A 22898-nucleotide genomic window follows, 5' to 3' on the forward strand; every position below is an offset into this window, starting at 1 on the left:
CGGTCATGGTCACCCCACGCTGCGTGGTGCCCTGAACGACCGATGCCCAGCGGCCCGGGAACTCCCGTGTTGCCGGGCATCGTTGTGCTCATGTGTCCGTTCTCCCGCCGCACGATGAGGAAGCCGTGCCGCGCGTGCCGCGCGCGTCACCTCGGGCAGCGGGTCCGCGCGGCGGGCCACGTCGAGCAGAGCGTGCAGCGTGCGCTCGCCCGGCTCCAGCCGCGGACGCCACTGGGCCACGATGCTGACCGGGCGGATCCGCTCGGCCAGCCGCAGTTCGACCAGCTCGCCCTCCTGCAGCTCCCGGGTGACCGCCAGCTCCGGCAGCAGCGAGACCCCGTGCCCGTGCCCGGTGAGCCGCAGCAGCGCGGACAGCGACCCCTGGATCATCGCCAGTCGGGCTCCCGCCAGCAGATCCCGGCCGAAGCGGTCCACCAGCATCTCCGAGGTGCACCCGGGCTCGGCCACCAGGAAGTCGTATTGCAGGATCTGTTCGGGAGTCACCATCTCCTGCCGGGCCAGCGGATGGCTGGGCGCCGCCACCAGAACCGTTCGGTCGTGCCCGACCACCGCGTGCGCGCCGAGCGCGCGGATGCCATTGTCGTACTGGAAGACCAGGTCCAACTCAGCGGCGCCGAACGCCTGCTCCAGCGTCTTACGGTTGGCCACCGTCAGCTCGACGTCCGCCCCAGTGTCCGTGCCGCCCGCGCCGTACTCCAGAGCGGCCAGCACATCGGGCATCCACACGTGCGCCAGCGACTCCTGCGCCCCGATCCGCAGCCGCGGGCGGTCGCCGCGCGCCGCCCGCCGCATCCGCTCCTCCAGCTCCAGGGCCTCACGCGCGTGCGGCAGCAGCCGGGCGCCGGCCTCCGTGAGCACCGCGCCCGTGCCCGCGCGTACGAGCACGCTCACGCCCAGGTCCCCCTCCAGCCGCTTGAGCTGGGCGCTGAGACTGGACTGTGCGTACCCCAGGGCCTGTGCGGCGGCGGAGATGCCGCCGTGCTCGGCGACCGCGACGAAAGCACGTAGACGTGGGCGCGCTCCTGGCCACATCCACATTGATGCTCAGCGTCTACACGATCGTCGAGACCACCAACTATGGCTGGACCTCCGCGCACACGGTGAGCTTCGGCGCCGCGGCGCTCGCCTTGCTCCTGGCATTCGTCGCCCGCCAGGCGAAGGCGGCCCACCCGCTCCTGCCCCTGCGTGTGTTCCGCTCGCGCAACGTCTGGGGAGCGATGGGTATCCAGGCCCTCATGGTGGCCGGGATGTTCAGCTTCCAATTCCTGTGCGTGCTCTACCTGCAGAAGGTGCTCGGCTTCGACGAGACACACACCGGCCTCGGCATCTTTCCGGTCTCGGTCGCGATCGGCGCGATGTCCCTTGGCCTCTCGCCCAAACTGATCGCGCGCTTCGGCCCCCGTGCCGTACTCCTTCCCGGCCTCTCGCTGATCACTGCAGGTCTCGCCGCGCTCGGCCGCGTACCGGCAGGCGGGATCTATGTCGTGGACGTCCTGCCCGCGCTGCTGCCGCTCGGCATCGGCTTCGGCCTCGCGATGCCGTCGCTGGCCACGCTCGCGATGTCAGCGGCCACGCCCCAGGACTCGGGGATCGCCTCCGGCATGTTCAACACCATGCAGCAGATCGGCAGCGTCTTCGGCCTCGCGATCCTCAGCACGCTCGCCGCCTCGCATACGGATGCCCTGCTGGCCGGCGGGGCGAGCACCACCTCGGCACTCACAGGTGGTTACCACCTTGCCTTCCGCATCGGCTCAGGCCTCGTCACCGTTGCTCTCCTCCTCGCCGCCACCCTGCTGCGATCCCCCGCCACAGCACAACGTCCCGCGGCCGAGAAGGAGCCGGTCGCTGAGAGCGCCACTCGCTGACCAGACGGCGACGCGGTCCCAGGCCGGGGAGAATTCTGTGCTCACAGGAGGAGATGCGCCTGTCTTGCCATCGTTGATCATCGCTCCCCTCCGTGAGGAGTTCCTTGCGTCATTGCCCAAGTGGTCTTCAACAAGCTCATCGAGGTACTGGTGTCCGGGGTGGGGTACGAGCGAGCGGCGGACGCGACATGCTCGGCGACCACCTTGCGCAGACGCCGTGACGAGTGGATAGCCGCCGACGCAGGCGAAGCCCTGCGCCTGGCCGCACCCGCCTCCTACGACCGCATGATCGGGCTTGGCCTGGAGCAACTCAGCGCCGACGGCTGCCAGACCAAGCCCCCGCGGGCGGCGAGTGCGCGGGCAAGAGCCCCGTCGACCGGGCCAAACAAGGTGTCAAACGCTCGCAGCTCTCCGAGGCGTACGGTATCCCGCTGGTCACCGAGATGGCACGGTGCGAGCGGTGCCGCGTCGCTTACAGGGACTGAGTCGAGGCGCGGGCCGCTCCATGGGGGCGCTGGCAGGCCGGCAGCGGTTGCCAGCAGTATGCGGGCTGTCGGGTCCAGGCATGGACACGTCATCCCAGGACAGCCACGGGGCGGCGAAGGCATCAACATTCTCTTCAACGCCCGCAGCTCCCTCAGCGAAGCCGGCGGCTGGCTGCGCCTGGCCGGAGCAGCCGGCTCGGTCATGCGCACCCTGCAGATCGTCGGCCTCGACACCCTCATCGACTGCCACGAAACCCTCGACCGGGCACTCCGCGACCGGAAGGTGGCGGACGGATTACTCGCGCATGAGCTTCCCCGCACGATCGAAATACTCGTTCGGGACACCGGTCGCCTCACCCGCCAGACCGCCTGTCCCACCGAGGGCGGCCACTCGGGGGGCGTCTCCCTCGGCAACATGGCGATCGAACGGGACGAGCAGTCGGCGCCGCATTGGCAAAGGAGCGGCAACCTGGAACATAAGACGGTGCCTCAAGGAGATCCGCTTGTGATCCATCGGCGAGGGGCCGGAAAGTCCGCGGACCAAGGCTATACCGAGGCAAGGAAGTCCCGGACCGCGTCCGCAAAGCCGGCCGGGTCGTTGGCATACAGGAAGTGGTCCGTCGCCAGTTCGACAAGACGGGTGCCAGGCCGCCGAAAGGCCATCTGCGCTGCCTGCTCCGCCGACAGCACACCGCCCATGGCGCCGCGTATCAGCAGCGCTGGGCAGGCGGATCCGGTCCAGTCGGCCCAGTGATCGCCGTGGACCTGGTCCTCGGAGTCGTAGATGTCCTTGGGGTGAAAGTGCAGACCCCAAATTCCGTCCGCCCGTTCGCGAACGGCGGACTCAAGGAAGGGGGCGAACGGGCCCAGCCGCGCCACGAACGCCTCCCGGCTGGGACAGGTGCCCTCCGGAAGGTTCAGCACGAACGCCAGCGGGTTGCTGCCGTCCAAGCCGAGCTCGGCACAGCCCTCGCCATTGACCAGCGCGGTCACGCGCCCAGGGTGGCGGGCAGCGAACTGGTAGGCGTTGATCGCCCCGAGCGAGTGGCCGAGGAAGGCCGCGCGGTCCAGCCCCAGGTGGTCCATGAGGACTTCCAGGTCGGAGAGGTAACCCTCCCGGCTGTAGTCGGCCGCCCGGTCGGAATCGCCGTGGCCGCGCTGGTCGGGCGCGATGACCCGCCAGTCCGGGGCGAGGCGGACAGCCAGATCGGCATAGGACATCCCCTCGGACATGTGTCCGTGCAGGGCGAGCAGCGGGCGGCCCGGTCCGCCGAAATCCACGTAGGACAGGGCGCGGCCGTCGATGGTGAGCGCGGAACGCTTGGCGTTGTCGGTGTTCATGGGTTCACCGTAGACGACATTTACACACATGTACAAGACGTTTGTATAAGACGACTGTATAAATCTCTGCGCCATGCAGTCACCCCGACCAGTCGCCGGGTGTCCGTGCACATCTGGCAATGCAGAACGCCTGGCCACATGCGGTCCGTGGCAGCGCTGAGTGCGCCCCGCCCCTCCCCCACCTTGACCCTCGCCTTCGCCAGGACAGCCCTGTTCACGCGGCTGGCGAGGCCCCGTCGCTCCAGGCCGCTGGGCCCGGCGATGTAGCGGTCGTCGTAGGGCGACTACCACTCACAACTTGGTGCGCTCATAGCCGGTGCGGTCTTCGTTCAGGACCTCAAGCTGGGCGAGCGCGGCCTGCACGGGCAGGGTGACGGTGTCGCCGGGCACCGCGGCCGGGGCGGCGGCGTGCGCGGTCGTGTGGATGAGGAGGGCGACGAGTACGGTGGCCGCGGCGGCAGTACGGGGGATGCGCACGGGCAGGGGTCCTCTCGGAAGATCACGGACAGTGCGTGATCTTCGTAGCGACTCCGCGAGGCGCCCCGCCCGGCAACCGCCAGCAGCTCCACCCCATCAGGCGGCAAGTCCGATGGTCGACATGCCCGGCCCGCCCTTCAGCCATTCTTGAGCAACAGCCAGCGAGTGGGTGCCGGTGGCGCAGGCTCCCGTGCGGTCGTCCCACCCCTGGTGAGGAGGAGGGATAACGGCTCGGTTATGGCCCGTAGTTGGGGGTTGGTGGGTGAGTATGGTCGGGATGCCGTGTGGGTCGGACAGGAGCAAGTCGTGGAGCATGGGCAGCCCTGGGAGGGCATCGCACAAGCGGACACCGTCGGCGGGGACCATGTCGATTTCCGAGGCGGCACCTTCCACGGCCCCGTCATAGGCACCACCATCACAAGCCGGCCGCCGGCTTCATGGCCACACCAGGTCGGAACCATCCCTGCCTCGGCCGTCTGCTTCCAGGACCGCGCGGAAGTCACTCGTCTCGCAGCGGTGTCGGCCGACGGCGGAGCGGTGCTCGTCACGCAGCCTGCACCGGCGGGGGTGGTGGTGGGCCTGGGCGGGGTCGGCAAGACCCAGCTCGCCGCCCACTACGCCCGCACCGCCTGGCAGGCCGGCAACCTGGACGTGCTGGTGTGGATCACCGCGACCACCCCCCAGAGCATCATCACCGGCTACACGCAGGCCGCCGCCGAACTGCTCGGCGCCGACCCCGCCGACCCCCAGGCCGCCACCGCATTCCTGGCCTGGCTCGAGCCCAAGGCCGGACAGCGCCCCTGCCGCTGGCTGGTGGTCCTGGACGACGTGACCGACCCGGCAGACCTCAACGGCCTGTGGCCGCCGCCCAGCCCCACCGGCCGGACCCTGCTCACCACCCGCCGCCAGGACGCCGCCCTGACCACCGGCCGCCACCGCATCCCCGTCGGCGTCTTCACCCCCGCCGAATCCCTCGCCTACCTCACCCGCGCCCTACCCGCACACACCGAGCCCGACGGGCAGCTCACCGGACTCGCCCACGACCTCGGACATCTGCCGCTGGCCCTGTCCCAGGCCGCCGCCTACCTCAGCGACACCAGCATGCCCGTCACCGACTACCGCCAGCTCCTGGCCGACCGCACCACCGCACTGCGCGACGCCGCGCCCCCGGCTCTCCCCGACGGGCAGGCCCTGGCAGTGGCCGCCACCTGGTCACTGTCCATCGAACACGCCGACCGCCTCCCGCCTGTCGGGCTGGCCCGCCCCCTGCTCCAGCTCGCCGCATTCCTGGACCCCAACGGCGTCCCTGACACCGTCCTGACCAGCACCTCCGCCCGCGCCTACCTCACCTGCCACCGCACCAGCCCAGACACCCCCGCACGGATTCCGGTCAGTCCAGGGACCGGCACGTCAGAGCAGGAGGTGCCGGGGCGTGATGCCCGTATGGCTTTGAGCGTGCTGCGCCGGTTCAGCCTCATCGAGCACACCGCCGACACACCCCACAGTGCGGTCCGCGTCCACCAGCTCGTCCAGCGATCCGTCCGCGACACCCTCACCCCCGACCAGCGCAACCAAACCGCCCGAACGGCCGCCGATGCCCTAACAGAGGCGTGGCCCAAGATCGAAAGCGACACTGTCCTGGCCCAGGCACTGCGCGCCAACACCACCGCCCTGACCTCTTGTGCAGAAGACACGCTGTATGAGCCAGCCACGCACGCGGTGCTCTACCGCACTGGAATCAGTCTCGGTGAGGCTGGCCAGGCCGCCGCTGCCCGCGACCACTTCTCCCACCTCGTGGGCGCCACGACCCTCCGTCTCGGCCCTGACCATCCCCACACCCTCGCCACCCGAAACAACCTCGCCCGGTGGCAGGGTGAGGCAGGAGATGCAGCCGGGGCCACCACCGCCTACGCCGACCTTCTAAGCGACCACATCCGGGTGCTGGGCACCGATCACCCTCACACTCACATCGTCCGGAACAACCTCGCCTACTGGCGGGGAGAGATGGGGGACGCGGCCGGAGCCGCCGCAGCGACCGCCGATCTCCAGCAGCACATGGTCCGCGTGCTGGGCACCAACCACCCCGACACCCTGAGCACTCGGAGCAATCTCGCCCGGTGGCAGGGTGAGATGGGGGACGCGGCCGGGGCCGCCGCTGCCTTCGCCGTCCTCCTGGACGACATGGTCCGAGTGCTGGGCACCGACCACCCACTGACACTCAACACCCGCAATCAACTTGCCTCGTGGCGAGGTGAAGCGGGGGATGCGGCCGGAGCCGCCGCCGCCTACGCCGACCTCCTGCAGGACCGACGGCGGGTGCTGGGCACCGAACACCCCGACACCCTCACCAACCGGAACAACCTCGCCCACTATCAGGGCGAGTCGGGGGATGCGGCCGGAGCTGCCGCCGCCTTCGCCGACCTCCTGCAGGACCGACGGCGAGTGCTGGGCACCGAACACCCCGACACCCTCACCACCCGGGGCAACCTCGCCTCGTGGCGGGGAGAAGCGGGGGATGCGGCCGGGGCCGCCGCTGCCTTCGCCGTCCTCCTGGACGACATGGTCCGAGTGCTGGGCACCGACCACCCCTACACCCTCACCGCGAAAAACAACCTCGCCGCGTGGCGGGGGGAGGCGGGGGATGCGGCCGGAGCTGCCGCCGCCTTCGCCGACCTCCTGCAGGACCGACGGCGAGTGCTGGGCCCTGACCACCCCCTGACCCTCACCACCCGGGGCAACCTCGCCTCGTGGCGGGGGGAGGCGGGTGATGCGGCCGGAGCTGCCGCCGCCTACGCCCACCTCCTGGACGACATGGTCCGAGTGCTGGGCACCGACCACCCCTACACCCTCACCGCCAAAAACAACCTCGCCCGATGGCGGGCAGCGGCTGAAGCAACAACCCCGGAGTGGTCGGACAAGGGCCGCCCTGGCCACGAACCCGACTGCGAAACAGGCGCAGGCAACACAACGCTGCTGTCCCGAAAACCAGAACGGGCCCGGGAGCGTACTTGAGAACGTTGGTGACCAGCTCGCTCACCACCAGCTGGGTCAGGTCCTCGACACGATCAGACACAGGCAGTGGGCGGTCAGGTCGTGCCTGGTCGAGGAACACGCGGGCGCGGCGGCGTGCCTCTCCGATGCTGGCGTTGTCCGTCGGCAGGGCGTAGCCGGCACGCATCAGGTGCTCGTCCGGGCCGGTACAGCCATCTCCATCCGTAGTGGTTCCACGTCTTGTCGCCCTCACTCCATTCCCGCGCGTCCGTAACCGCGATCACGCCATGCATGCAGGGCGGCAACGGTGCCGGTTGCGCACCACCGTCCCTCTGTCTTGCGCCGTGGCAGTCGGGCAGAATCGTCCGCACGTCCCTGACCGGGCCAGCCTAGGAACGCAGTCGAGGAGACGGTGAACAATCCCCACAGCAGTGACCGGCCCGATCGACTGATCATCGAACATCACATGAACGGCGGCGTTCGAGTCGTAGCCGTGCACGGCGAGATCGACCACGGCATCACAGACGTCCTCAGACAGGCCCCGCTGCCGGGCGACGATGCGCTGCCGCTGCGGGTCGTGGCAGACCTCAGCGGTGCGACCTTCATGGACTCCAGCGGTCTCAACGTTCTCATCGCCACCCATCGGCAGGTCAGCGACACACAAGGGTGGCTACGCATCGCCGGTGCCCAGGCATCCGTCCAGCGTCTGCTGGAACTGGTCGGCGTCGACGCCGTCATCCCCTGCCACCCCACCGTCGAAACAGGCCATAGCCGCCTGAACGGCGACAGCCCGGCGCCCGCCGCGCCGGCGTCGGCCCGCTGACCCAAGCCAGGCACATCTATGGCCGTACCGTGACTCGGGGCGGCGCCCACGGCCGTGATCGGAAGACCACCACCAGGCTATGAACGCCACAGGGCGCCCGCACCCGCGGGCGGCAGCCGTGTGCGACGAGCGCCGGGCGAGGCGGGGAGCCGACCGTTCGTCGGTGCTTTCCTCAGGGTGTGAGGACGACCTTCTCGCAGTGGTCCTTTTTGTTCTTGAACAGGTCGTAGCCGGTCGGTGCCTCGGTCAGTGGCAGTCGGTGGGTGATGATCCGGGTGGGGTCGATCTTGCCCTGCTCGATCATGCCGAGCAGCGGCTTCATGTACTTCTGCACGTGGCACTGCCCGGTGCGCAGGGTCAGGGACCTGTTCATCCAGGCACCCGCCGGGAACTTGTCGATCAGTCCGCCGTAGACGCCGATGACCGACACCACGCCGCCGCTGCGGCAGGACAGGATGGCCTGGCGCAGGGCGTGCGGCCGGTCGGTCTCGGAGCGGACCGCCTGCTTGGCGCGGTCGTAGAGGTGGACGTGGGAGGCGCCGTGTGTGGCCTCCATGCCGACCGCGTCGATGCACTTGTCGGGGCCCCGGCCGCCGGTGAGTTCGAGCAGTGCCGACCGTACGTCGGTGTCCTCGAAGTTGATGGTGGTGTAGCCCTGGGCGGCGGCCATGTCGAGCCGGTAGGTCTCCTTGTCGATCGCGATGACCTTTTCCGCGCCCAGGACCCGGGCGCTGTCCATGGCGAACTGCCCGACCGGACCGGCGCCCCAGACGGCGACGACGTCACCTTCCTGGATGTCGCACATGTCGGCGCCCATGTACCCGGTCGGCAGGATGTCGGACAGGAACAGCACCTGCTCGTCGCTGAGGTCCGACTCGATTTTGAGGGCGTTGGCGTCGGCGAGCACCACGCGGGCGTACTCGGCCTGGCCGCCGGCGAAGCCGCCGGTGAGGTGGGAGTAGCCGTAGATCCCGGCGGTGGGGTGACCGAAGAACTTCTCCGAGATGCCGGCGTTGGGGTTGGTGTTCTCGCAGCACGAGTACAGCTCCGCGCGACAGGACGCGCACGCGCCGCAGGCAATGGGGAAGGGCACGACGACCCGGTCGCCGACGCGCAGTTTGCCGTCGCTGATGCCGGAGCCGACCTCGACGACCTCTCCCATGAACTCGTGGCCCATGATGTCGCCCTTTTCCATGGTGGGGACGTAGCCGTCGAGCAGATGGAGGTCGGAGCCGCAGATCGCCGTGGAGGTGATCTTCACGATGGCGTCGCGGTTGTTGAGGATCGACGGGTCCGGTACCTCCTGCACCTCGACCGAGTTGCGTCCCGTCCAGCAGTTCGCCTTCATGCCAGGGCCTCCTTCAGTTCGTCCTCGGTCAGCGGTCGGGCCGGGTGCTGCGGGAACTCGCCGCGGGCCCGCTTGCCGCCGGGTGCGCCCTCCGAGCGGACGACCTCGCCGGTCTCCGCGATCTGCTTGAAGCGGCGCAGGTCGTCGTCCAGCTGCTGGTGCGGTTCCTCGCCGAAGTAGCGCGCCGCGGCCTTGCCCAGCGCTCCGCCGGGCAGGTTGTAGCGCAGGGTCACCCGGATCTCCGTGCCCCGGCCGCCAGGGGCGGGCACGAAGCGGACCTCGCCGGAGTTGTCGATGTCGGCACCGTCCACCGACCGCCAGGCGATCAGCTGGCCGGCAACCTCCTGCGTGGTTTCGGCGTCCCATTCGACCGCCTTGCCGAACGGCGCGCTGGCCCGCCAGTGACTGGTGCGCGGGCCGGTGACGCGCACCTCCTCCAGGTGCGCCATGAAGTGCGGCAGCCGCTCCAGGTCCCTCCAGAGGGCGTAGACCTCGTCCGGGGGGTTGGCAACGGTGGTGGTCGCGGTCAGATCCATGGGGGTGCTCCTACGGGTGCGGGTCACGGCCGCGTAGACGTCCGTGGCCGTGATGGCGGTGACCGCGGCGGTCGCGGCAATGGTGCGGCCGAGGCCACGACCGTTGTGGTTCTTCAGTGCCCGGGCCAGCATCGTCAGGTCCATGAGATCGCCGCCGACGCGGCCCCAGAGCCAGGCCGGATGCGGCCGTCCCAGCAACCCGGTCGCCGCCGCCAGCTCGCGCACACCGACGGCGGTCGTGGCCGAACGGTGCCGGAATTTGCCGTCCACGCCCAAGGCCCGGGCGAAGCCGGCCGGAGCGGCGACCTGGGGCACGCCCAGGAGCGCACTGGCCCAGCCCAGGCCACGCACGAGCGGATCGTGTCGTAGAGGGGAGGTGGAGTGGATGTCTGTCTTCATGAGTGCTCCCCACGTGCGGTGAGGTGAACGGAAGGCGGGCCACTTGAGTGAGAAGGTCAAACGCGCATTGCGGATAACACGGGAGTTTCCTCGTGACCCGCACCCAATCCTCAACTTCCGTCACGGGACGCGCGCAGCCGTCCGGTCGCGGCGCGGACGTGCGCCCTGGGCTTGACGAGCGCTTCCTGAAAGACGAAGGCGGTGTCATCGTCCGCTGCCGCGATGGCGACCACGACGAGTGCTGGCCTCTGCGACGTGTGGCCCTGATCGGCTTTACGTCCTGGGTGACGCCGGGGCATCGATGCGGTTCGCCGGCCCTGGGTCCTTCACCTGAAAGGGAGCGCTGGAGGGAGCGGGCAAGCAGTCCGAGTTCTTGACTCCGAGGTCAAGAATGGTGCTATTGTTCTGATCATGGGAAGGCCCAAGCAATTCGATCCGGATGCCGCCGTCGAGCAGGCAATGGAAGTGTTCTGGCGGAAGGGATATGCCGGAACCACACCGCAAGACCTCGTCGACGCGCTCGGCATCGGCAAGGGCAGCCTCTACAACACCTTCGGCAGCAAGCATGCCCTGTTCGAGCAAGCGCTCCGCCGCTATCGAGACAGTCAGGCCGTTGCTCTGATCGAGATGTTCGAGGGGCCCGGTACGGTCAAGGAGCGCCTGCGCAAAACGCTCGGGTTTCTCGCCGAGATGGACCTCGCGGACCCGGACCGTCGGGGCTGCATGGCCGTGAACGCCGCGGCGGAACTCGCCGGGACGGACAAGGCGGCAACCGAACTCGTCCAGCGCATGTTCGCACGGACCGAAGACGCCTTCCGGGCACTGGCCGAAGAAGGGCAGCGGTCGGGAGAGATCGCCCCGGAACGCGACCCCGCGGCCCTGGGCAGCCTGCTACTGAACACCGTCGTGGGCTTGCGGCTCTTGGCACGTGTTGCCGAGAATCCTGATCGCCTTCGTCGCGTCATCGACGCAACAGTCGACTCCCTCTGAACCGAACCGCAGCGCTCGCTCGGTCCGGAGCGAGCGCTACCCACATTCTGTACCTGAAGTTCAAGAACTGGAGGGTCATGGACCTCAACCTCACTGCCAAGACGGCCGTCGTCACCGGTGCCAGCCGGGGGATCGGGCTCGCCACGGTCCGGACGCTCACCGCCGAAGGCGTCAATGTCGTCGGTGCGGCCCGCACCATCACACCTGAGCTGAAGGAAACCGGCGCGCACACAATCGCAGCCGACCTGAGCACTGCCGAAGGCGTCACTACGCTCATGGACAGCGCCCTCATCGAACTGGGGGGGGCATCGACCTGCTGGTGAACAACGTCGGGGCCGGAGACGACGTGGAGCCTGTGGGCTTCCTCGACACCGACGACACGCGGTGGACCCGCGTCTTCGACCTCAATCTACTCAATGCCGTTCGCACCACCCGCGCAGCCGTGCCCAGCCTGATCGAACGCAGCGGATCAATCGTCAACGTCTCCTCCATCAACTCCCGGCTGCCCGCAGCCGGCCCGGTCGCCTACAGCGCGGCCAAGGCAGCACTCACTGCGCTGGGCAAGTCACTGGCCGAGGAGTTCGGGCCCCAGGGCGTGCGCGTGAACACCGTCTCCCCCGGAGTGGTCCGCACCTCCATCTGGGAGGATCCCGACGGCTTCGGCGGCAAGGTGGCGGCCGGAGCGGGGGCGGAGCACGCCGCGTTTCTTCAGCAGATCCCGGAAGCCTTCGCCATCACCACCGGCCGGATCACCGAACCCGAAGAGGTGGCGGCCTTGATCGTATTCCTTCTCTCTGACATCGCCGGCAACATCACCGGCACCGATCACGTCATCGACGGCGGCACGGTCAAGACACTTTGAACCAGAGAAAGCGCCGAGGCGGCGGGCTGATTTCCTATGATGGTGAGGACGAGGTCACCTCGCCCCCCACCGTCATAAGACATGACAAGACCGTGAGGCAGGCTCCTCCGGCCAAGCAGAGAGACAGCCACAGAATCAGCGGTCCGAGGCTGCTCATGCCATGGATCGCGAGATCCTGCACCCAGGCCATGAAAGCGACAGACCGTCCGCACGCGGGAGCGGCAGCCTGTGCCACTCGGGGCTGGCTGCCCGGCCGGGACGCGAGCGGACAGCCGGCCACCGGCTCGATCAATTCCAGGCGTTGTACGCCGTACCGGTCCAAGCACCCGTTCGGCTGCGTCTGCACCTTCAGAGTGCCGGGTGCAGGGGCTGGTGCCTTCTTGCTGGCTGCTGATTGACGACGGTCCCGCGGAGCCGGTCGACGGAAAGATTCGGGCGTTGGGGCACTTCGCCATTCCTCACCCGGTCAATGCGGTGCGGCTTCCGGGGAGGGGTAGCTGTGGAGGACTTGGTCGACGCCGGTCAGTTGCAGCATCTTCTGCACTGGCTGGCTGGGGGCGATCAGCGCGAGGCGGGCGCCGGTGCTGCGGGCGGTGCGGTATGCGGTGATCAAGCAGGTGAGCCCGGCGGAGTCGAGGAAGGTGACGCCGGACAGGTCCACCAGCACCGTGTGCGGGTCGCGGTCCAGCAGCGGTTGCAGTGCGTCAGCGAGATGGTGGGCGGTGTGCAGGTCCAGCTGCCCCGTGACGGTCACAAGACGGCGGTCGGGGGCGGCGGTATGCACCCGTACGTCCACAGGGGCAGCATGTCGCTTCTCAGGCGCGGGCGGGTCGGTGCTCACGTGATCCTCCTGCCTGGGCTGGTGTGACTCATGGGGTCAGCTCGTCCTGGTGGCCGCCGCGCCACTCGGCGAGCAGGACGGGCACCGGGATGTGAAGCCCCAGAACGTCATCCTGGCCCCTTCGGGCCCGATGGTGCTGGACTTCGGCATCGCTCATGCCTTGGACGGGACCTGCGTCACCCGCACTGGGGGTGATGACGGGCACGCCGGGCTGGATCAGCCCTGAGCATTACCGCACCGGCATGGTCGGCCCAGAGGGCGACGTGTTCGCCTGGGGTGCCCTGGTCGCCTACGCGGCAACAGGACGTCTTCCTTTCGGCAGCGGTGCTGCCGACGCCGTTGCCTTTCGTGTCCTGTCCGCCGAGCCCGACCTCGACGGCATGGGCGATGATCTGCGCCAGCTGGTGGGGAGAGCCCTGTCGAAGGAACCATCCGACCGACCGGCAGTCTCGGAACTTGCGCAACCATGCGGTGAGTTGCTTGCCAGCCAGACCACGGCCGTCACCGGGCCCGCCGATGCGCCTCAGCCGACGCTGATAGCCGACCTGGTCGGCCTCAACTGGGATCAGCCGTCCGACGAGCAGATCTGGCCTGCCTACTCGAAACACACCAGCCGCACCCGCCTATACCTGACGGTCATCGCCGCTGCTGTCCTCGTGGGCAGCCTCGGCGGCGCCCTGCTCGCCACGCAATCACCCACCGCCGCCCGGGGGCCAGTCTCCGCGCCCGGCGGTCAGAAAGCCTCAGCCGCCGGCCTCACACCTGCAGCTCAGCACTCCGCCAGCCCAGCAACCGGACCCGCGCTGACCGCCTCCGACGTACCGTCGCCCTCCTTGCCGAGTCCTCGTTCTACGGCTGCCCCCTCCCCCGTTTACACCCGCAGCGACAGCACGCAGCCCACCGTTGATGAGTGGGCCGCCGCCCGGGTGCCGGCCACACAGGCGGAGAAGGCCGCCGCACAGCGCCTGCACGATGGCGCGGCTCCCGTTCTGCAACGGCAGCAGTACCTGGACGACGAGGTGACCGTCACGTTCAACCCCTCGGCGCAAACGATGTTCGTCACCTTCGGTCCCGGCATCTACCCCGAAGGGCAGAGCTACCAGGACGATGCCGCCTGGACCGACATCGTCCGCGGTCTGATGTTCGGCAGCTGCGCAGAAGCCCAGCAGGACTTTCACGACGACATCACCTGGCCCTACGGTCGCGCCGCGGTCGTCTACCGCGAGTCGATGGCCAGCCCCCTCATCGCCGACTTCCGAGAAATCACCCACACCGACAGCTGCCGCGTATAGCCGCACGAGCCGAACAGCGCACGGGCAAGCGCCTAAGCGACGTGCGGCTGCTCCACTTCGGCCTGCAGCCCAGCGAGCCGGAGTTCAGCAGGCGGGCCTACCCCCACCTGTCGTTACCGGGTGATGGGGGCTCGGATGCAGGAGGTTGCGCCGGGTTATGACCGGCGGCTTCGACCGGTGCGCGCCAGGCCTGGATCAGTTGGCTTAGTCGGCGGGCCGGCGTCTCGCTTGGACTGAACAGGACGACTGCCACCAAGAGCAGGGCGCCGACCGCGAACGTTGCGGTCGTCCACTCCGACAGGCCTCCACTGATCATGGCGATCGTCCAGGCTGCCGCCGCGCTCAAGGCACTGCCGATGCGTGCCGCCGTGCTCATCACCATCGCTCCTGGCGAATCGGATGGCGCAGCGTCAGCGTCAGCCGGGGTGTGCTGAGGAGGATGCGTGCGGTGAAGCGGGTGCGGGCACGGCGGGTGGGGAGGGTAGCGAGTTCGGCGTGCCATTCCTCTTGCCAGCGTGCCCGCTGTGGGGCGGGCAGCAGCAGAGTGAGTACGGTCAGCAGGCGTGGCGTGACGGCCCATGCGGAGACCGTGGGCCGGAGAACAGCCGAGGAGATGTCGTGAAGTTCGCGCCCCACCTCGTCCAGGCCTGCCGCCTCGGCCAAGGGTGCGGCCAGTTCGAGCGTTTCACGGGCGACGCGGTGCTGTCTGGCCGGGGCTACGAAGGTGATGGTGCGCATGTTGTGCAGCCGGTCGGCGAGGCGGATGGCCAGCACGGCTTCCTCGCGTGTGGGCTGGAGCGGTCTTGGTCGTGCGTTGCCGAGGTTGAGAGCACTCGGCGGTATCTCGTTGAGACGGGTGGTGCGGACTGTTGAGATCAGATCGGCTGTCTCTTGTCCGAAACGCTCAGCCACGCGGCCTGGCGGGCAGCTAGTGTCTTCGATGTCGTGCAGAAGCGCCGCACAGACCACGGCGGGGGGCATGCCGAGGTCGGCGACGATGGCGGCGACGGCGACGCAGTGGGTGAGGAAGGGGTCTCCGTTACGGCGGGTCTGACCGGCATGCCATAGCGCGGCCTCATCATGGGCCTGTTCCAGGAGCGAGAGGTCGGAGTCCGGATGGTGTGTTCGGACTGTGGCCAGCAGGCTGCCTAGGGACGGGACGGCGCAGGGACGCGTCTTTACTCGCGGCGCTAAGCGTCGCCTGGCGCTCATGACGCTCCCCCATCGCTGACCGGGCGGGCGACCCAACCCGGCAGGGGCTGCTTGCGGGCCCGGTAGACGCGTGCCAGGGCATCGCGCGCCCCCTCGGCGCCATCCTTGGTGATCTGGTAGAAGCGGCGGCGCGGACGGCCGGCTTCCTTGTGCACGGCCGGGTCTTCCCAGGTGCTGTCCACCCAACCGACTTGTTCCAGACGGGCGAGGATCGGATAGATCGTGCCCGACGGCAACCCCGCCAGTTCGCACAGCTCGAGGCCGTAGCGCTGCTTGGCAGGGTCCTCCAGCAAAGCCCGCAGTACCAGTTGGGTCTGCAGGGTCATACGCGGACTACCCATACTCGTACTCTACATAGCCTATATACCAGACGTCTAGGGTTCGTGACAGGCAGCAACCCGCGACCGGGCGCTGGCACGGCACGGTCCGAAATGCTGTAGCGAGACCGACGGCAGCGGCGCGACGGCAGGCTAGCCTCGGCGCCCCAGACGACGGCGGCGTCCACACAGGCAGCAGGCGGCCAGTCATTGCACGCAGCCACCAGGCATCCCGCTCGCCTTCGGAGCAACAGCACATCAAACAGCTCGGCTCCCCCCCTCTGAGCACACCGACCCCCGGGGTGGGGCCATCACCCCCGATGCCCCCCAACAGCACATGCGGCGATACGTGTCATGCAGGCCTCGACGCCACTGGCGGACCGGGGCCTCTCGCATGTCGGGAGGGCTTCAGTGGAGGACGAACTCTGGCTCACGGCCCGCGAGGCCGGAGCTGACGGGCGTCAGCATCGTGACGGTCTACTCGTGGGTCCGCCGAGGCCGTCTGAGAGTCGAGGGCCTCGATCACCGAGGCCAGAGGCTCTTCCGCCATCTCGACGTCGCGAGGGCCGAGAAGGCCGCCCGGGCCAAGGCCAACGGCGTACTGACCCCTGCTGCCTAGCCCGTGAGCCGGCCTACTTCGGCATGACCATGCCCTGGTCCGTCACGGTGTAGCTGCCCATACAGGTCGGGAACGCCGAACTGTCTCCGGGCTCCCCGCGCATCTGAGACGAAGTGCAGTACTTGAAGAGGATCTGCTGCTTCTGCTGGTAGGACAGCCCGGCAGGCTGATTGTCCTGCGACTGGTCGTCCAACTGCCCCTGCACCCAGGGGTCCGGGGAAGATGCACCCGAGCCTCCATCGGAGCCGAGGACCGCACCGCCCAGGAAGAACGAACCCACAGCAACGGCGGCGACGCCGCCCCAGAGGGCGATCGGCCGCTTCCACCACGGCCTTTCCACTCTCGCCAGGATGCGCTGGTACTCCGGGTCGTTCTCGTGCTCGTCCCGCCAGCCGTCCGGCGAGTCCGCCGCGTTAGCCGTGGTGTGCGTCGTAGGAGGCTCGTTCGGGTGCGGAGGAACGTTCGGGGGAAGTGGCGACGGGTTATCCACGACAGCCTCCTTGGAGCCCTGACCGGCAGCTACGTCGTGCACGAGGAGTCGGGCGGCACAGAGTATGCATGAGGCATACACGAGATCTACACATAGGTCCGGGTCGTGATCTAGCTGTGAACTTGCACTCGCGGTGCTCGTAGGTGATCTGGTCGCCGAGGCGGGTGACGATGTCCATCCAGTTGCCGGTGGGGTTGTCTGCCCACTCGCCTCGGGGGAGCGCGCTGGTGCTGGACGGCTTCACGTGAGGAGGTTGGGAGGCATGAGTCGCCGAGAGTCATCGGCTGGAAGTGGCGGCCGCTATGGATGAAGAGGCGAAAGCATCTCTTCGCCCGACTGCACTGAAGTCGCCGTATCGATGGGCGAATCCGGCCGATGGCACGGACACTGGACTGGCCATGGAGGAGGTGTCCTTGACTCCTGATAACGCATCGGGAGCGGTCCTCGTAGATCAGACCATGATCGCCGATGCCGCCCGCCTGCTGCAGAACGTCCCGCGCGGTCAAGCCTTCGCGCGGAAAGCCGTCCGACAACATCACCCGGATCGCCGACTTCTCCGGCGCCTGCATCGACGCGGTGAGCGACGAGGGCAGCGGTGACCTCGAAAAGGCCCTGCGCAGCCACTACCTCACCACCGCCTTCCACAAGGAACTGAACGCCTGGGAGAAGAAGAACCACGCCAACAGCGTCCTGCGCGCCCAGAACGTGCCCCTCGCCTGGGAGGTCACCGACAACGGCACCGCCGACTACATCGAGGCCGTGATCACCCTCACCTGGAGCAAGTCCAGCACGACCAGCTGATCGTCGACATGACCCGTGGCAGCCACAAGATCTTCCACATCGGGGAGAAGGGCATCGACGGGAAGTGACAGCCAGGTAGATTCGCTTGTCCGGCCGGTCGTCGCAACGGCGTGGAACGGTGCTTCGACCGGCTGAGGCGATGGCGCGCCATCGCCACCTGCCGTGACAGGACGGCCGGGTCCTCCCCTGCCGGGGGACCGGCTGCCGGCGCCCGGATCGAACCTGCGAATGCGTCCCGAACAACGCTCCCACCGGGCCCCGGCGTTCGGTACCCGTTCGGAACGTGTCGGATCGCCGTCCCGGCGTTGAAGCCAGTGCTCACTCCTCCCCAGACTCGTCACCGTTCACCCCGCCCGTTCACCGGGTCGGGTCCGGACCCCCTCGACTCCCTGCCGGATGTCTCCCGCCGGGACACGAGGGGCTGTCGAAACGAGGAGTGATCATGCTCAACAGGCTCGGAAACCTCGGCACCTCCCTCCTGGAACGGTTCCTCCCTTCCGCCGACGCGGACGCGCAGAGGTGCATGGTGCGTTGCAACGCTGGGGGCTACTGGCAGGACTGGTGCTGCGACGACAGGGGCAGGAACTGCCACTGGGTCGGCGAGGAGTCGGTCAACCCCTGCTGACGGCGGGACACCGGTGACCGGGGAGGGCGTACCGCTCGGTGTGCCCTCCCTCCTGTGCGCGACGGGGCTCCGGTCGGCGGGTCCCGGGTCCTCTGAGAGGCGGCAATGAACTACTTCGCTTACGGCGTGCGCGGGCTGCTGACCGCCGTGTTCCTCATCGCCGTGGCCGGCAAGGTCGGCAGGGCCGGGGCGTTCTCCGCCTTCGCCGACTCGCTGCGGCCCCTCGCAGCGGTGTCCGGGTCGGTCGTGCGGGCTGCGGCCCTCGCGGTGGTCGCGGCAGAGTGCGCCGTCTGCCTCGCGCTGATCCTGCCGTTCGCCCCGGCGACACTGGCGGGTTTGCCGGCGGCCACCGGGCTGCTCACGGTGTTCACCGTGGGCATCGCCCGATCGGTGGGCAGGGGAACCACCGTGCGCTGCCGGTGCTTCGGCCGCTCGGCCGCACCGCTGGGCCGGGCTCATGTCGTACGGAACGGGCTGCTGGCTGCCGTCGCTGGGGCTGGCGTAGTGGCGACGGTGGTGAGCGGCCCGGCCGGTGGAACGGATCCCGGGATGGTCGCGGTGGCGTGGTGCGCGGGCGCGGTTGCCGGCGGCCTGATCACTGTGGCGGAGGACCTGGTGAGTCTGTTCCGGCCCGTCGCCCCTTCCGTGACCGAGTGACTGTGAGGTGCTGGATGGCTGCTCTGACCGCGGCAGTGGTACTCGTCGGCATCCTGTGCGTACTGGACCTGCTGCTCACCATCGGAGTGATCAAAAAGCTGCGGGAGTACGGCCCGGCCGGGCCCGCGACGGCACCGGGCGGGGGGATGACGCCGCTGCGCCCCGGAGAGGAACTGCCCGACTTCACCGCCGTGGCGGTGGACGGCGCACTGGTCGGCCGGTCCTCGCTGCCGGACGGGGCACTGATCGCCTTCCTCGCCCCGAACTGCGCGCCGTGCCGGGCGAAGCTGCCCGAACTCGTCGCGTACGCGGCCGCCGAGCCCGGCGGCCGGGACCGGATGCTCGCCGTCGTCGTCGGCGCACCGGAGGAGTGCGAGCGCTTCGTCAGGGAGCTGAGCCCGGTGGCCCGGGTCGTGGTGGAGCCGAGGGGTGGACCGGTGTGCGCGGCCCTGCGCGTGGACGCGTTCCCCGCGACACTGCGCGTTAGCTCGGACCGGGACCATACCGTCGTCTCCGGCCACGTGGTGGACCTGGCGCGGGAGGCGGCCCCGCGATGAATCCGTCCATCTCCGCGCGCCGGAACGGGCTGCTGCTGGCCGCCACCCTGGCGGCCGGGGCCGCTCCGGTCGCGTGCGTGCTGTACGGCGTGCTGAGTCTGGCCGCCGGTCTGCTGACGGTCGCCGCGGCCTGGCTGACCAAGTCGGTGCTGGACAACCTGGGGCCGGACGCGGGAATGGCCGCGCTGCTCGCCCCGGCGCTCGGCCTCACGGTCGTCGGTGCCGTCGCCGCCCTGCTGCCCCACATGTGCCGCTACCTGTCCGCGGAGGTGGACCGGCGTACCGCACTCCGCGCCGACGCCCGGCTCTTCACGAAGACGGCGGGCTTCCCCGGCCTGAGCCGCTTCGAGGACCCGGCCTTCCTGGACCGGCTGCAACTGGCCCGGCAGGGCGGCGGCCGCGTCCCCGCACAGGTGATGGACGCGGCACTCGGCGTGGCACGGTCCGCGATCACGGTCACCGGCTTCCTCGGTTCCCTGCTGGTGCTGAACCCGGTGCTGACGATCCTGGTGGCCGCCGCCGGGGTCCCGACGCTCTGTGCGGAGATCGCCCTCTCGCGTCGGCGGGCGGGCGTGGCCTGGCGGGTCGGGGCGACGGAGCGGCGGGAGTGGTTCTACGGCGGTCTCCTCGCGGACGCCGAGGCTGCGAAGGAGGTGCGCCTCTTCGCCATCGGCGGCTTCCTGCGGGACCGGATGCTCGCCGAGCGGCGGACGGCCAACGCGGCCCGCCGGGCCGTGGACCGGCGCGAGGTCGCTGTGCAGTCGGGCCTCGGGCTGCTCGCCTCGCTGATGACGGGCGGGAGTCTGCTGTGGGCGGTACGCGCGACGTACCGGGGCGAGTTGTCGGCCGGTGACGTCACGCTCCTCCTCGGCGCCATCGCCGGGACCCAGTCCGCGTTCGCCGCGCTGGCGCACGAGGCGGCCCGGGCCGGCGAGTCACTGCTGATCTTCAGCCACTACCGGTACGTGATCGAGGCCGCGCCGGACCTGGTGCTCGCGCCGGACCCCCGGCCGCTGCCCGCCCTGCGCCGGGGCATCGAGCTGCGCGACGTGTGGTTCCGGTACTCGGAGCGGCACCCGTGGGTCCTCAGGGGCGTCAACCTGACCATTCCCCACGGCGGTTCGCTGGCCCTGGTAGGACTCAACGGGTCAGGCAAGACGACGCTGGTGAAACTGCTGTGCCGCTTCTACGATCCGACCCGGGGCACCATCCTGTGGGACGGTGTCGACCTGCGCGAGGTCGATCCGGCGGAGTTGCGCGACCGGATCACCGCGGTGTTCCAGGACTTCGTGCAGTACGACCTGACTGCGGCCGAGAACATCGCGCTGGGCGACCTGGGCGCGATCGACGACGAGGAGCAGATCGTGTCGGCCGGGCGACGGGCCGGGGTGCACGAGACCCTCAAGGAACTGCCGAAGGGCTATCAGACACCGCTCACCAGGACGTTCTTCATGGAAGAGGACAAGGACGACCCCGAGTCGGGTGTGCTGCTGTCCGGCGGGCAGAGCCAGCGTCTGGCTCTGGCGCGGGCCTTCCTGAGGGGCACGCGGGACCTGATGATCCTCGACGAACCCTCGGCGCGACTGGACGCCGAGGCCGAGTACGAGATCCACGCCGCGATCGCGCGGCACCGCCGGAGCCGGACCAGCGTCCTGATCTCCCACCGGATGGGATCGCTCCGCAATGCCGACGTCATCGTCGTCCTCTCCGGTGGGCGCATCGTCGAGCGCGGCGACCACGCGCGGCTGCTGGCGGTCGGAGGCGAGTACGCGCGGCTCTTCGCCCTCCAGGCCACGGGCTACCTGCCCGACGCCGCCGGGCCGTCCGGGGAGGCAGCGCTGAGGGAGGTGTCACCGTGACCGGCGGGCGGGACGTCCGCCTGCCGGCTGTGACGCTGGCCGTCCTCGCGGCCTGCGGGGCTGCCGCCCGCCGTCTGCTCGTCGTCACCGTGCGGGGGACGAGCATGACCCCGACGCACCACGACGGGGACCGGCTGCTGGTACGCCGTACCCGTACGGTGCGCCGGGGACAGGTCGTGGTGGTGCTGCGGCCCCGGTCACCGGCGATCTGGCGGGAGGACCGGCACAGCCCGCTGATCGTGAAGAGGGTGGCGGCGGTGCCGGGGGAGCCGGTGCCGTCCGGGTCGGTCCCCCCGCTCGCGGAGGGCCACGGGGGGCGGGTGCCGTCGGGCCGCGTGGTGCTCCTCGGCGACAACACCGCAGCCAGCGTGGACTCACGCCAGCTGGGCTTCTTCCCGCTGGGCGACGTGCTCGGAGTGGTGACGCGCCCCCTGCCCCGGTCCGAGGACGCCCACCGGCGGTGAATCCCGCACGTCCGGTGCCTCCGTTCCGCGCCCGCGGTACAGGAGACCTCACGGCTACGCGGTGCCCGGACCGGCACGGATTGTCCGTGGTGAGCTTGGGCCCGGTCGACCGCCGGCCCATACCCGTCACAGCGATCGATGAACGGTTCGCGGTGGCCCGCTCAGTGCGTGCCCTGGCCGTGGCGTCGCCGTGCTGCCCTGCTGCCGAGCCGTTTGCCGCACCACCAGGAGGTCAGGCAACCGGCGGCGAACACCGCCGCGACGGCGGCGTCGGCCAGCTGGTGAGGCCCGTCGGTGCCCTCCCCGTCGTCGGGAGCCGGCCCGGGCACCCCACCAGGGCCGGGCACCCCACCCAGACCGGCGGGCGTCCACGCAGCCCGGGCGATCCCGCTCCGCGCCCGTAACCAGGCGTCCGCCTCGTCCTTGCCCCCACAGACCCGCACGAACGCACGGACCACGTCCTCCCGGGGCAAGGTGGCGCGGCCCAGCACCGTCGCGAGCGTGCTGGGCGGCAATGTGTCGCCGTTCTGGTGCGCGCGAGCCGCGATCTCCCGGTACGTCAGCCCGGACCACGCTTTGAGCGCACGCATGCGGTCCACGAACGACCGGGGGTCGGAAACGTCGTCGGGGCGGGGCGGACAGTGATACCTCATCGCGTGGTCTCCCTTGAGGATGCGGCGGGGATGTCGCTGCGGCGTTGCAGCCCGATGGTGACCACCAGCCGGTCGGTCGCAAGGCACCTACGGTTCCATGGGTGTCCCGGACCCCGGGCAACCCCTGCACCTGCGCCTTTCTGACTGTCCCGGACGGCCTGGGCGGCTGACCGGCTCGCTCGGTACGACCCTCGCCGGTGGTCGCGTGGCCGGGTGACGGCAGCCGTCGCACGGCGCGCGAGGACCGCGACCGCCTTCTGGCGGACCGCGGATGTCACAGTGCGCATGATGTCCTTTCATTAGAGGCTCTTTGTGTGGTTCTCCGTTGAGGTGGACAGTCCTTCGTCCGCCTTGCGGGGCAGCGCCGTATCCG

21 protein-coding genes and 4 pseudogenes are annotated in these 22898 nt (G+C 69.5%); 13 read left to right on the forward strand and 12 right to left on the reverse strand.

Annotated elements, in window-relative coordinates; genetic code table 11:
• Positions 1–9 precede the first annotated feature (9 nt).
• On the reverse strand, positions 10–1053 hold the full coding sequence (locus tag FHS34_RS09310; RefSeq protein WP_184963174.1) for a LysR family transcriptional regulator: 1044 nt from the start codon (positions 1051–1053) through the stop codon (positions 10–12).
• On the opposite strand from FHS34_RS09310, the pseudogene FHS34_RS09315 reads away from it, so the two are divergent.
• Positions 1035–1886, forward strand: a pseudogene (locus tag FHS34_RS09315) (MFS transporter); the annotation flags it as partial. The gene FHS34_RS09310 and the pseudogene FHS34_RS09315 sit on opposite strands and share 19 nt — an antisense overlap.
• A gap of 37 nt (positions 1887–1923) precedes the next feature.
• Positions 1924–2335 (forward strand): annotated as a pseudogene (locus tag FHS34_RS42395) (IS5/IS1182 family transposase); the annotation flags it as partial.
• Positions 2336–2917: 582 nt separating this feature from the next.
• Here FHS34_RS42395 and FHS34_RS09320 read toward each other — a convergent pair.
• Both FHS34_RS09320 and FHS34_RS09325 read right to left on the reverse strand, forming a co-directional pair.
• Positions 2918–3712, reverse strand: a complete 795-nt coding sequence (locus FHS34_RS09320) for an alpha/beta fold hydrolase (protein WP_184963176.1) — start codon at positions 3710–3712, stop codon at positions 2918–2920.
• Between the two features lie 291 nt (positions 3713–4003).
• The gene (locus tag FHS34_RS09325) at positions 4004–4189 is read right to left on the reverse strand and encodes a hypothetical protein (RefSeq protein WP_184963178.1); all 186 of its coding nucleotides are present in this window, start codon (positions 4187–4189) and stop codon (positions 4004–4006) included.
• Between the two features lie 516 nt (positions 4190–4705).
• On the opposite strand from FHS34_RS09325, the gene FHS34_RS09330 reads away from it, so the two are divergent.
• Together FHS34_RS09330 and FHS34_RS09335 are read left to right on the forward strand one after the other, a co-directional pair.
• Positions 4706–7201, forward strand: a complete 2496-nt coding sequence (locus FHS34_RS09330; RefSeq protein WP_225817309.1) for a tetratricopeptide repeat protein — start codon at positions 4706–4708, stop codon at positions 7199–7201.
• Positions 7202–7592: 391 nt separating this feature from the next.
• Positions 7593–8003 carry an STAS domain-containing protein gene (locus FHS34_RS09335; protein WP_225817310.1) on the forward strand — a complete coding sequence of 137 codons (411 nt, stop codon included), beginning with the start codon at positions 7593–7595 and terminating at the stop codon, positions 8001–8003.
• Between the two features lie 172 nt (positions 8004–8175).
• Here FHS34_RS09335 and FHS34_RS09340 read toward each other — a convergent pair whose 3' ends face one another.
• From FHS34_RS09340 to FHS34_RS43380, 3 genes are all read right to left on the reverse strand, one after another.
• Positions 8176–9351, reverse strand: a complete 1176-nt coding sequence (locus FHS34_RS09340; protein WP_184963182.1) for a zinc-dependent alcohol dehydrogenase — start codon at positions 9349–9351, stop codon at positions 8176–8178.
• Positions 9348–10286, reverse strand: a complete 939-nt coding sequence (locus tag FHS34_RS09345) for an SRPBCC family protein (protein WP_184963184.1) — start codon at positions 10284–10286, stop codon at positions 9348–9350. Before FHS34_RS09345 ends, FHS34_RS09340 begins: the two co-directional genes overlap by 4 nt.
• 110 nt (positions 10287–10396) lie before the next feature.
• Entirely contained in the window at positions 10397–10585 is a 189-nt protein-coding gene (locus FHS34_RS43380; RefSeq protein ID WP_221508758.1) for a DUF6207 family protein, read from the reverse strand.
• Positions 10586–10697: 112 nt separating this feature from the next.
• On the opposite strand from FHS34_RS43380, the gene FHS34_RS09350 reads away from it, so the two are divergent.
• Both FHS34_RS09350 and FHS34_RS09355 read left to right on the forward strand, forming a co-directional pair.
• Complete coding sequence (locus FHS34_RS09350) at positions 10698–11276, forward strand: TetR/AcrR family transcriptional regulator (RefSeq protein WP_184963186.1); 579 nt, start codon at positions 10698–10700, stop codon at positions 11274–11276.
• A gap of 77 nt (positions 11277–11353) precedes the next feature.
• Positions 11354–12138: pseudogene (locus tag FHS34_RS09355) on the forward strand (oxidoreductase).
• Between the two features lie 466 nt (positions 12139–12604).
• Here FHS34_RS09355 and FHS34_RS09360 read toward each other — a convergent pair.
• Together FHS34_RS09360 and FHS34_RS43385 are read right to left on the reverse strand one after the other, a co-directional pair.
• Positions 12605–12934 carry an STAS domain-containing protein gene (locus FHS34_RS09360; RefSeq protein WP_225817311.1) on the reverse strand — a complete coding sequence of 110 codons (330 nt, stop codon included), beginning with the start codon at positions 12932–12934 and terminating at the stop codon, positions 12605–12607.
• A gap of 73 nt (positions 12935–13007) precedes the next feature.
• The gene (locus FHS34_RS43385) at positions 13008–13136 is read right to left on the reverse strand and encodes a hypothetical protein (RefSeq protein ID WP_263978348.1); all 129 of its coding nucleotides are present in this window, start codon (positions 13134–13136) and stop codon (positions 13008–13010) included.
• Between the two features lie 37 nt (positions 13137–13173).
• On the opposite strand from FHS34_RS43385, the gene FHS34_RS09365 reads away from it, so the two are divergent.
• Positions 13174–14271 (forward strand): serine/threonine-protein kinase, encoded by a 1098-nt coding sequence (locus FHS34_RS09365; protein ID WP_184963190.1) that lies wholly within the window; start codon positions 13174–13176, stop codon positions 14269–14271.
• Positions 14272–14646: 375 nt separating this feature from the next.
• On the opposite strand, the gene FHS34_RS09370 is transcribed toward FHS34_RS09365, so the two are convergent.
• The 3 genes from FHS34_RS09370 to FHS34_RS09380 all read right to left on the reverse strand — a co-directional run bounded on the left by FHS34_RS09370 (position 14647) and on the right by FHS34_RS09380 (position 16909).
• Positions 14647–15483 (reverse strand): HD domain-containing protein, encoded by an 837-nt coding sequence (locus FHS34_RS09370; protein WP_184963192.1) that lies wholly within the window; start codon positions 15481–15483, stop codon positions 14647–14649.
• Positions 15480–15809 (reverse strand): PadR family transcriptional regulator, encoded by a 330-nt coding sequence (locus FHS34_RS09375; RefSeq protein ID WP_184963194.1) that lies wholly within the window; start codon positions 15807–15809, stop codon positions 15480–15482. Before FHS34_RS09375 ends, FHS34_RS09370 begins: the two co-directional genes overlap by 4 nt.
• Before the next feature lie 623 nt (positions 15810–16432).
• A complete protein-coding gene (locus FHS34_RS09380) occupies positions 16433–16909 on the reverse strand; it encodes a hypothetical protein (protein ID WP_184963196.1) in 477 nt (158 codons plus the stop codon).
• Between the two features lie 516 nt (positions 16910–17425).
• Between FHS34_RS09380 and FHS34_RS09385 the strand changes: the two are divergent.
• From FHS34_RS09385 to FHS34_RS09410, 6 genes and pseudogenes are all read left to right on the forward strand, one after another.
• Positions 17426–17778: pseudogene (locus tag FHS34_RS09385) on the forward strand (hypothetical protein); the annotation flags it as partial.
• Positions 17779–18152: 374 nt separating this feature from the next.
• Positions 18153–18335, forward strand: a complete 183-nt coding sequence (locus FHS34_RS09390) for a hypothetical protein (protein WP_184963198.1) — start codon at positions 18153–18155, stop codon at positions 18333–18335.
• A gap of 105 nt (positions 18336–18440) precedes the next feature.
• Positions 18441–18992: a MauE/DoxX family redox-associated membrane protein gene (locus tag FHS34_RS09395; protein ID WP_184963200.1), complete on the forward strand. Its 552-nt coding sequence runs from the start codon at positions 18441–18443 to the stop codon at positions 18990–18992.
• Positions 18993–19006: 14 nt separating this feature from the next.
• Entirely contained in the window at positions 19007–19549 is a 543-nt protein-coding gene (locus FHS34_RS09400; RefSeq protein ID WP_184963202.1) for a TlpA family protein disulfide reductase, read from the forward strand.
• The gene (locus tag FHS34_RS09405; protein ID WP_225817312.1) at positions 19546–21408 is read left to right on the forward strand and encodes an ABC transporter ATP-binding protein; all 1863 of its coding nucleotides are present in this window, start codon (positions 19546–19548) and stop codon (positions 21406–21408) included. Before FHS34_RS09400 ends, FHS34_RS09405 begins: the two co-directional genes overlap by 4 nt.
• Positions 21405–21872, forward strand: coding sequence for a S26 family signal peptidase (locus FHS34_RS09410; RefSeq protein ID WP_225817313.1), 468 nt, complete (start codon positions 21405–21407; stop codon positions 21870–21872). Before FHS34_RS09405 ends, FHS34_RS09410 begins: the two co-directional genes overlap by 4 nt.
• Positions 21873–22033: 161 nt before the next feature.
• Here FHS34_RS09410 and FHS34_RS09415 read toward each other — a convergent pair whose 3' ends face one another.
• Positions 22034–22462: a helix-turn-helix domain-containing protein gene (locus tag FHS34_RS09415; RefSeq protein ID WP_184963204.1), complete on the reverse strand. Its 429-nt coding sequence runs from the start codon at positions 22460–22462 to the stop codon at positions 22034–22036.
• Between the last annotated feature and the right edge of the window lie 436 nt (positions 22463–22898).

This window comes from Streptomyces echinatus (assembly GCF_014203595.1).
Classification (GTDB): Bacteria; Actinomycetota; Actinomycetes; order Streptomycetales; family Streptomycetaceae; genus Streptomyces; species Streptomyces echinatus.